Origin of the sequence: Diaphorobacter sp. (assembly GCF_050251835.1) — a bacterium.
Lineage (GTDB): Bacteria > Pseudomonadota > Gammaproteobacteria > Burkholderiales > Burkholderiaceae_C > JBFXIE01.
The window spans coordinates 25,711-35,397 of sequence record NZ_JBFWLZ010000034.1; the positions used below are offsets into that span (position 1 = coordinate 25,711).

The 9,687-nt window shown below is 65.6% G+C and carries 9 protein-coding genes; 1 reads left to right on the forward strand and 8 read right to left on the reverse strand.

Annotation, left to right across the window (positions count from 1 at the left end; all coding sequences use genetic code 11):
• Nucleotides 1–56 precede the first annotated feature (56 nt).
• The 6 genes from AB7E35_RS11620 to AB7E35_RS11645 form a co-directional block, all read right to left on the reverse strand.
• A complete protein-coding gene (locus tag AB7E35_RS11620) occupies nucleotides 57–1,544 on the reverse strand; it encodes a malonyl-CoA decarboxylase (protein ID WP_428164307.1) in 1,488 nt (495 codons plus the stop codon).
• On the reverse strand, nucleotides 1,541–2,209 hold the full coding sequence (locus tag AB7E35_RS11625) for a GntR family transcriptional regulator (protein ID WP_428167598.1): 669 nt from the start codon (nucleotides 2,207–2,209) through the stop codon (nucleotides 1,541–1,543). The genes AB7E35_RS11620 and AB7E35_RS11625 overlap by 4 nt, the downstream gene beginning before the upstream one ends.
• A 183-nt stretch (nucleotides 2,210–2,392) precedes the next feature.
• Nucleotides 2,393–3,211, reverse strand: a complete 819-nt coding sequence (gene lgt / locus AB7E35_RS11630; protein ID WP_428164309.1) for a prolipoprotein diacylglyceryl transferase — start codon at nucleotides 3,209–3,211, stop codon at nucleotides 2,393–2,395.
• Nucleotides 3,212–3,226: 15 nt separating this feature from the next.
• Complete coding sequence (locus AB7E35_RS11635; protein ID WP_428164310.1) at nucleotides 3,227–3,655, reverse strand: PaaI family thioesterase; 429 nt, start codon at nucleotides 3,653–3,655, stop codon at nucleotides 3,227–3,229.
• Nucleotides 3,656–3,799: 144 nt separating this feature from the next.
• Nucleotides 3,800–5,665 carry a dihydroxy-acid dehydratase gene (gene ilvD, locus AB7E35_RS11640; protein ID WP_428167599.1) on the reverse strand — a complete coding sequence of 622 codons (1,866 nt, stop codon included), beginning with the start codon at nucleotides 5,663–5,665 and terminating at the stop codon, nucleotides 3,800–3,802.
• 161 nt (nucleotides 5,666–5,826) lie between these two features.
• Nucleotides 5,827–6,069 (reverse strand): TIGR04438 family Trp-rich protein, encoded by a 243-nt coding sequence (locus AB7E35_RS11645; protein WP_428164312.1) that lies wholly within the window; start codon nucleotides 6,067–6,069, stop codon nucleotides 5,827–5,829.
• Between the two features lie 113 nt (nucleotides 6,070–6,182).
• Here AB7E35_RS11645 and AB7E35_RS11650 point away from each other — a divergent pair, with 113 nt between their 5' ends.
• Entirely contained in the window at nucleotides 6,183–6,488 is a 306-nt protein-coding gene (locus AB7E35_RS11650; protein WP_428164313.1) for a c-type cytochrome, read from the forward strand.
• A gap of 140 nt (nucleotides 6,489–6,628) precedes the next feature.
• On the opposite strand, the gene AB7E35_RS11655 is transcribed toward AB7E35_RS11650, so the two are convergent.
• Nucleotides 6,629–7,081, reverse strand: a complete 453-nt coding sequence (locus AB7E35_RS11655; RefSeq protein ID WP_428167600.1) for a LapA family protein — start codon at nucleotides 7,079–7,081, stop codon at nucleotides 6,629–6,631.
• 339 nt (nucleotides 7,082–7,420) lie between these two features.
• Nucleotides 7,421–9,415: an acetate--CoA ligase gene (gene acs, locus AB7E35_RS11660; RefSeq protein WP_428167601.1), complete on the reverse strand. Its 1,995-nt coding sequence runs from the start codon at nucleotides 9,413–9,415 to the stop codon at nucleotides 7,421–7,423.
• Between the last annotated feature and the right edge of the window lie 272 nt (nucleotides 9,416–9,687).

Below are 9,687 nucleotides of genomic sequence, written 5' to 3' on the forward strand. Positions count from 1 at the left end.
TGTGGTTGGATTTTTTGGGGGCACCCTGGGCCCGCGGCCCGCGGCCCCGGCAACTGTCAGTCCTTGCAAAGGCTGTCGATATCGCCCGACACCGGCACCCTGCCCTGCGCGAGCAGCGCGCGGTGCTTGTCGATACGCTTGAGGTCGTACAGGTAATTGACCATCAGCCCGAAGGACTGCTTGAGCCCCTTGGCCGATGGGTCGCCGGCCCAGTTCAGCCGCTCCACGCGCGCGCCGTTGCCCAGGTGAAAGCGCGCCACGGGGTCCAGGGGCTTGCCGCCCTGCAGCTCACGCCCCAGGTAGCGCGCGGCGCACTGCATCAGCCACTGGCGCACGGGGGATTTGGGCGCAAGGTCCAGCGGTTTGTCGGCCGCAGCCAGCAGCTGCGCAGCCAGATTCTTGGCGTTGTGCGGCTCGATGTCCACGGCGCGGCCCAGCTCGGCCCGGCGTTTGTCGTCAAGCTGCTGCAGCTGCGCCGCGCAGTTCTTGACCAGCCACGCGCGAAAGCCAGGTATGGGCGACAGCGTGGCAAAGGTGCGCAGGCGCGGGAACTCCGCGGTCAGCGTCTCGGCCACATGCTTGATGAGCGAGTCGCCAAAACTCACGCCGCGCAGTCCTGTCTGGGTGCTGCTGATCGAATAGAAGATGGCCGTGTTGGCGCGCTGGATGTCGGCGGCCTCGGCCGATTCGTCCAGCAGGGGCGTGATGCTGGACGAGATTTCCTTGACCAGGGCCACTTCCACAAAGATCAGCGGCTCATTGGGCAGACGCGGGTGAAAGAAGCCGTAGCAGCGGCGGTCGCTGTCCAGGCGGTTCTTCAGATCGGCCCAGCTGCGGATGTCGTGCACCGCCTCGTACTTGATGAGCTTTTCGATCAGCGATGCGGGCGAGTCCCACGACAGGCGCCGCAGCTCCAGGAAGGCCACGTCGAACCAGGTGGAAAACAGCTGCTCCAGCTCGGCGTCCAGCGGCAGCAGGCGCTTGTCGCTCTTGAGCAGCGGCAGCAGCTCGGCGCGCAGGTCCACCAAAAAGCGCATGCCTTCGGCAAACACCGCAAAGCGTTGCAGCAGCCGCGCGCGCGGCGACACCAGGGCGCGGCGCAGGTGGGCCTCGGCCTGGGGCGCGTCGTCAGTGCCGGCGGCGGCCTCGTAGCGCTGCTGGGCCGATTTGACGCGCGTGGCGTCGGGCGCGAACTGCTCGCACATCAGCAGCCACAGGTCGCGCCGCTCTTCCGGCGTGGCCTGGGCATACCACGCAGCCACGGCCTGGGCGCGGCGCCCGCCCTCGATCTCGCTCACCCCGGGGGCGGCGGCCTCTTGCAGGTCAGTCAGCAGCCGGCGCAGCGCACGCGGCGCCAGCGCCTCGCCGCTCTTGCGCAGCGTGGCCTGCAGGCGCTCGTGGGTGGATCGCTCGGGGGCGGGCCGGGCGGGCGCGCTGGCGCCGTCTTGCCCGGGGCTCTTGTCCTTGCCGGCTGCAGCAGCCTTGCTGTCGGCAGGCCGCAGGCGGCCCATGCTGCGCGAAATCCAGTTGGAGGTGGCGTTCATGGTGTGATCCGTGAGGGGTGGTGGCGGGCCAGCTCGCGCAGCGCGTCACGCTGGGCCAGCAGGTGGTCACGCATGATCTGCTCGGCCGCGCCGGCGTCGCCGTTTTGCAGCGCGGCAAACACGGCCAGATGCTCGGCCAGGCTTTGCTGCAGGCGGCCGGGCACATGCAGCGTCTGGTGACGCGCCAGGCGCAGGATTTTGCGCAAGTCGCCAATCACCTGGGCCAGCCAGCGGTTGTCGGCCAGGGTGATGAAGGCCTCGTGGATGGCGTAGTTGACCTCGTAGTAGTCATGGATGCGCCCCGCCTCGGCATGGGCCTGCAGGCGCTGATGCAGCACGTGCAGCGCGGCGATGTCGGCGGGGCCGGCGTGCTCGGTGGCTTCAAAGGCGGCGCGGCCTTCCAGCAAGGCGATCACGGGGAATATCTGATCCACGTCGCGCGCGGTGATCTCGGCCACAAAGCAGCCGCGACGCGGCTCGTGGCGCAGCAGACCTTCGGCCACCAGCACCTTCAGCGCCTCGCGCAGCGGCGTGCGCGACACGGCCAGCCGCTCGCACAGCGCGGCCTCGTCGATGAAACTGCCGGGCGCAAGATCCCCCGCAAAGATCTGCTGGCGCAGCATCTCGGCGGCCTGGTCGTGCAGGGAGTTGGCAACTGGGCGCATGATTTCGCGTAATTTTTAGTAATTATGATCATGCGGAGCGCTTTCGCGCTGGGTAACAACCCCATACCCAGGCCGGACTGCGCAGCCGAACTCTGCAGAAGTCAGCGTCAGGGCACTATTAAAAAGTGAGCTATGTGCGCTGGCCCCCCGGGGGCTGGAGGCACATCTACTTCAAAGCTCTCGTCAAGCCGTTGCAGCAGGCTGCTTTTGCGCCCACAGCCACATCAGCACACCGGCCAGCACCATGGGCACGCACAGCCACTGGCCCATGCTCATGCCCAGCGACAACAGGCCCAGGAAGCTGTCGGGCTCTCGGAAATACTCGGCCGTGAAGCGCAACACGCCGTAGCCCACCAAAAACGCGGCCGCCACCTCGCCGCGCTTGCGCGGGCGGCGAGCGTACAGCCACAGCAGCACGAACAGCAGCAGCCCTTCCAGCAACACCTGGTAGATCTGCGACGGGTGGCGCGGCAACATCGAACCGCTTTGCGGGAACACCATGCCCCAGGGCAGGTCGGTCGGCGCAAAACGCCCCCACAGCTCCCCGTTGATGAAGTTGCCAATGCGCCCCGCCGCCAGCCCCGTGGGCACGCAGGGCGCGATGAAATCCACCACCTGCAGCCAGGGCCTGCGGCGCGAGTGGGCAAACCACAGCATGGCAACAATCACGCCCAGCAGGCCGCCATGAAAGCTCATGCCGCCCTGCCATACGTAAAAAATCTCCAGCGGGTGGCTCAGGTAGTAGCTGGGTTTGTAGAACAGACAATAGCCCAGCCGCCCGCCAGCCACCACGCCCAGCACGCCCAGGAACAGAATATCTTCCACGTCCCTGCGCGACCACGCCTGATCGCCACGCAGCGTGGCATAGGGCGGGTGACGCAGCCGCAGCGTGCCCAGCAGCATGAACAGCCCGAAGGCCGCCAGGTAGGTCAGGCCATACCAGTGAATGGATATGGGCCCCAGTTGCAGGGCCACGGGGTCGATTTGGGGATAAGTGAGCATGGTGTGAATCTTTGGTCAGGCAGCGGCGGGTACGTTGACCATGGTGGCCTGCATCAGGGCGACCACCTTGTAATCAGGTCCGTCGCCGGCAAACGCGCGCACTTCGCCGGTGCACACCGTCAGCATGCGGCCGGCGTTCTGCACCTTGCCCACGGCTACGAAGCGCTGACCCAGCGCGGGCCGCATGAAGTTGGTCTTGAACTCGGCGCTGACGATCTCGCAGCCCGGCGGCGAGCGGGTCAGCGCCGCGTAGCCGCAGGCGCTATCGACGATGCTGGTGATGGCACCAGCATGCACAAAGCCCTGCTGCTGCGACAGGCGGGGCGAAAACGGCATCTCGATATGCACCTCGCCGTCCTGCACCAGTGCCAGGCGGGCGCCCAGCGTGGCCATCAGGCCCTGGGCGTCAAAGCTGGCGGCAATGCGTTGGTGTAATGGATTCATGGTGTGAGTGCGTGGCGTTGAACTGGCTGCCGTCTAGCAGACTACGATTTCAGTCAAAAACCATTCCAGCGCTTATGCAGAAAGCGCCAAAAGCTATCAAAACAGTAGTGATTGAGGCAGCACGGGCGCTGCCCCAAAGAGACGTCAGTCCAGCAGCGACAGGTCGCGCACGGCGCCCTTGTCGGCCGACATCACCAGCTTGGCGTAGGCCTTGAGAGCGGCCGACACCTTGCGCGGACGGGGCTTGGCGGGCTTCCAGCCCAGGACGTCCTGCTCGGCGCGGCGGCGCGCCAGTTCGTCGTCGCTCACCAGCACGTCGATGGTGCGGTTGGGGATGTCGATGCGGATGCGGTCGCCATTGCGCACCAGGCCGATCGCGCCGCCCGCTGCCGCCTCGGGCGAGCAGTGGCCAATCGACAGGCCCGAGGTGCCGCCCGAAAAGCGCCCGTCCGTCAGCAACGCGCAGGCCTTGCCCAGGCCCTTGGACTTGATGTAGCTCGTGGGGTAGAGCATCTCCTGCATGCCGGGGCCGCCCTTGGGGCCTTCGTAGCGCACCACCACCACGTCGCCAGCCTTGACCTTGTCGGCCAGGATGTTCTCTACCGCCTCGTCCTGGCTTTCAACCACATGGGCCGGGCCTTCAAACACCAGGATGGAGTCATCCACGCCCGCGGTCTTGACCACGCAGCCGTCCTTGGCGATGTTGCCGGTGAGGACGGCCAGCCCGCCCTCTTTGCTGAAGGCGTGGTCGTACGAGCGGATGCAGCCCTCGGCACGGTCCAGGTCCAGGCTGGGCCAGCGCGCGCTCTGGCTGAAGGCCACCTGCGTGGGCACGCCGCCCGGGCCAGCCATGTAGAAGGTCTTGACGGACTCGTCCTGCGTGCGCGTCACGTCCCACTGCGCCAGCGCCTCGCCCAGCGTGCTCGCGTGCACGGTGGGCACGTCGGTGTGCAGCTTGCCGGCGCGCTCGAGCTCGCCCAGGATGGCCATGATGCCGCCCGCGCGGTGCACGTCTTCGATGTGGTACTTGTTGGTGTTGGGCGCCACCTTGCACAGCTGCGGCACGCTGCGCGACAGGCGGTCGATATCGGCCATGCCGAAGTCGATGCCCGCCTCTTGCGCGATGGCCAGCAGGTGCAAGATGGTGTTGGTGGAGCCGCCCATGGCTATATCCAGCGTCATCGCGTTCTCGAACGCCTTGAAGCCCACTGAGCGCGGCAGGATGCGCTCGTCGTCCTGCTCGTAGTGCTGGCGCGCCAGCTCGACGATGCGCCGGCCCGCGCGCTTGAACAGCTGCTCGCGGTCGGCATGCGTGGCCACCACCGTGCCGTTGCCGGGCAGGGACAGGCCCAGTGCCTCGGTCAGGCAGTTCATGGAGTTGGCGGTGAACATGCCCGAGCAGGAGCCGCAGGTAGGGCAGGCGGAGCGCTCGATCTCGGCCAGGTCGGCGTCGCTCACCTTGTCGTCGGCGGCCATCACCATGGCGTCGATCAGGTCCAACTTCTTGATCTGGATCGTCTTCGCGCCATCCTTGCCGGGCACGGCCTGCTGCACCTTGCCGGCCTCCATGGGGCCGCCGGACACAAAAATCACCGGAATGTTCAGCCGCATGGCCGCCATGAGCATGCCCGGGGTGATCTTGTCGCAGTTGCTGATGCAGACCATGGCGTCGGCGCAATGCGCGTTGACCATGTATTCGACGCTGTCGGCAATGATGTCGCGGCTGGGCAGCGAATACAGCATGCCGTCGTGGCCCATGGCGATGCCGTCATCCACGGCGATGGTGTTGAATTCCTTGGCCACGCCGCCGGCGGCCTCGATCTCGCGCGCCACGAGCTGGCCCAGGTCTTTCAGGTGCACATGGCCGGGCACGAACTGGGTGAAGGAGTTGACCACCGCGATGATGGGCTTGGAGAAATCATCGTCTTTCATGCCGGTGGCGCGCCACAGGGAGCGGGCCCCGGCCATGTTGCGACCGGCGGTGGAGGTTTTTGAGCGGTATGCGGGCATCGTGGTTGCTAGAAAAAATGGGGCTGGAGGATTTTCTGAGGCCCACGCGCTTGAGAGAGGGCCTGCACGCCACAGCGGAAACCTCTTGAGCCCCGCACCAGGCAGACCGATTGATTATGTCGCAGCCCCACAGACCCCACTGGCGCCCACGCTACCCCGGATCAGCGCGGGCGGCGCGGACCCATGCCCAGGGCGTTTTTCTGCTTGTTGAGACGATCTTTCTTGCGCTGATCCATCTTTTGCATGGCCTTGCGCTTGGTGTAGCCGGAGGCATCGGCCCAGGTCCACCACGCCACCGCAACGGCAAAGGGTGACAACACCCACCACCACGACAGGTTGGCCACCACACCCACCTCCAGATACTTCAGCAGTACCAGCAAGACACCCAGGGCCAACGCATACATGAGTTACATCCTCCCGCGGGGTGCGAGCCCTGGCGCAGGCGCCCATACACCGCTAACATTACAATGACTTTCGAGGCTGATGACTGTACTCTAACCGCTTGAGGAACCTCTCGATGAAACGCACTCTGATTACGCTGGCGATGACGCTCCCGGTTGCCGTCCCGGCCTTCGCCGATCAGGCTCTGGCCACTTCCAAGAACTGCATGGCATGCCACGCGGTGGACAAGAAACTTGTCGGCCCTTCCTACAAGGACGTTGCCAAAAAATACGCTGGCCAGGCTGGCGTCGAAGACAAGCTGGCAGAAAAGATCATCAAGGGCAGCGCCGGCGTGTGGGGCCCCGTGCCCATGCCCGCAAATGCGCAGGTCAACGCCGCCGACGCGAAAAAGCTGGCTGCCTGGGTTCTGTCCCTCAAGTAAGCTTTTTACAGCCGCAGCACCTGCGCGCTGTTCCAACCAAAAAAGCTGCAACGCATCATGCGTTGCAGCTTTTCTTTTGGGCGACATGCACATTCTCAAAGCCAGGCCCTGACGCGGGTTGGCTGCGGGGCACACCCCAGTCAGTCGCGGTGGCGTAACTGATCCTCCAACTGCCCCACACAGGCGGCGGTGCTGTTGTCCGACTCCAGCACCCGGGCAAGGATGCGGGCTTCCAGCGCATCAAGGCGCTCCAGCAGCGCTTGGTGGCCGCTGCGGTGCTGCGCCTCCAGAAAGGTTCGCAACTCAGTGAACCGCGAGGCCTCGGCCCGGTCGGCCAGCTCGCGCTGAACCGTCATCTCTTTGGCGTGGCGGCGCGTCTCCATCAGCACCGACCCCTGCAGCGTCAGCACATAGACCAGGAAAAACACGCACAGCAGGGCCGTCAGCGCCAGCATGATGAGCCCCAGCGGGGCCTGCACTTCCATCACGCCCAGCGACACTGTGGCAGGCGTTGCAAGAGCAGCCCAGTTCAGCGTGGCAAGGGCGCCCATCGCGATCACGATGAGCAGCAGGAAAAGGGTTTTGAGGCGCATGACCGGACTCCAAAGAATTGACGCTGCCCGACCACAGCGGGCGACTTCTGCCGTTGTACCCCGCGCCAGCACGCGCAGCACGGCAGGCACGCAGGTTTGCGCCCTGATCCTACATAGGCAGCAATGGGAGACAAAGAAAACGCCTCGCGTTGGCGAGGCGGTAACGTCTTCAATCAGAACGCGCAGGCGCCTGGCGGCGCCTTTTCTGGATCAGTTGGACTGGCCCAACTGATCCAGCATGACCTGGTTCTGGTGAGTGCGTCACGTCGCTGCGCGACATGAGCACTCCCCGAATCCGGCAAGCGCTGCGCGCAGGCGCCTGGCGGCGCCTTTTCTGGATCAGTTGGACTGGCCCAACTGATCCAGAATTGCCGGATTCTCCAGCGTGCTGGTGTCCTGGGTGATGGACTCGCCTTTGGCGATGGAGCGCAGCAGGCGGCGCATGATCTTGCCGCTGCGGGTCTTGGGCAGGTTATCGCCAAAGCGGATGTCCTTGGGCTTGGCAATCGGTCCGATTTCCCTGGCCACCCAGTCGCGCAGTTCCTTGGCGATGGCCTTGGCCTCTTCGCCGGTGGGGCGCGAGCGCTTGAGCACCACAAAGGCGCAGATCGCCTCGCCCGTCACGTCGTCGGGGCGGCCCACCACGGCGGCCTCGGCTACCAGGTCGGTCTTGGCGACCAGGGCGGATTCGATCTCCATCGTGCCCATGCGGTGGCCTGACACGTTCAGCACATCGTCGATGCGCCCGGTGATGCGGAAGTAGCCACGGTCGCTGCTGCGCACCGCGCCGTCGCCCGCCAGGTAATAGCCCTTGAGCTCTTCGGGGAAGTAGCTTTTCTTGAAGCGTTCAGGGTCGTTCCAGATGGTTCGGATCATGCTGGGCCAGGGGCGCTTGATGACCAGGATGCCGCCCGCGCCGTTGGGCATGTCGTGCCCCGCCTCGTCCACGATGGCCGCAGCGATGCCGGGCAGCGGCAGCGTGCAACTGCCCGGCACAAGCGGCGTGGCGCCGGGCAGCGGGGAGATGACGTGGCCGCCGGTCTCGGTCTGCCAGAAGGTGTCCACGATCGGGCAGCGCTCGCCGCCGACGTTTTTGTGGTACCACATCCAGGCCTCGGGGTTGATGGGCTCGCCCACGCTGCCCAGGATGCGCAGGCTGGACAGGTTCCAGTTGTTGGGGTGCACGCTAGCGTCAGAGTCTGCCGCCTTGATGAGCGAGCGGATGGCCGTGGGCGCGGTGTAGAACACCGTGACCTTGTGGCGCTCGATCATCTGCCAGAAGCGCCCGGCGTTGGGATAGGTGGGCACGCCCTCGAACACCACCTGCGTGGCGCCCGCGGCCAGCGGCCCGTAGGTCACGTAGGTGTGGCCGGTGATCCAGCCGATGTCGGCGGTACACCAGAACACATCGTCAGGCCGGATGTCGAACGTCCATTCCATCGTCAGCTTGGCCCACAGCAGATAGCCGCCGGTGCTGTGCTGCACGCCCTTGGGCTTGCCGGTGGAGCCGCTGGTGTAGAGGATGAACAGCGGGTGCTCTGCGCCCACGGGCGTGGGGGGGCAGTCGGTGCTCTGGCCAGCCAGAATTTCGGTGAAGGTCTTGTCGCGCCCGGCCACCATGTCGCAGGCCGTGCCCGTGCGCTGGAACACAAAGACGTTCTTGACGCAGTCGCAGCCGCCCATCGCCAGGCCCTCGTCCACGATGGCCTTCAGCGGCAGCTCCTTGCCGCCGCGCAGCTGGTAGTTGGCGGTGATGACGGCCACGGCGCCCGCATCGATGATGCGCTCGTGCAGCGCCTTGGCCGAAAAGCCGCCAAACACCACGCTGTGCGTGGCGCCGATGCGCGCACAGGCCTGCATGGCCACCACGCCTTCCACACCCATGGGCATGTAGATCAGCACGCGGTCGCCCTGCTGCACGCCATGCGCATTCAGGGCGTTGGCGAATTGGCTCACGCGCTCGAGCAGCTGCCGGTAGGTGACCTGGGTGACTTCACCGTCGTCGGCTTCAAAGATGATGGCCGGCTTGTTTTCGGCCGGTGTACCCATGTGCTTGTCCAGGCAGTTGGCGCTGGCGTTGAGCTCACCATCGGCAAACCATTGGTAGAAGGGTGCATTCGACTCGTCCAGCGTCTGCGTGAAGGGGCGGGTCCAGTGCAGATGCTCGCGCGCCAGGCGGGCCCAGAAGGCATCGGGGTTGGTGTCGGCCTCGGCGCACAGGGCCTCGTAGCCTGTCATGCCCGATACGCGTGCGGCCTGCACTACGCTATCGGAGGGGGGGAAAACGCGGTTTTCGACCAAGACGGATTCGATGGCGTTGGAAGGTGCATTCATGGGTTTGTCTCCTGGGGCTAAGAATTTCGTGCGGTACTTTCGGCCCTGCTACTTACAGGCCACTGACGAACGCTGCGGCGCAGACGGGCATCTGCCAGCACGCCTGGAGCAAACGCCTTTGCGGCGCGCTTCGCGCAGCGCCGGCTTGTCTTTTGGAGCCGCGTGCAACCCCTAAAATCGCGCGCCTCACACATCCCCCCGACGCATTTCTCGTCACCATGACCACCCCCGTCCCCCACAACGCCTACATGGCGAACACCCCCCTGCGCCCT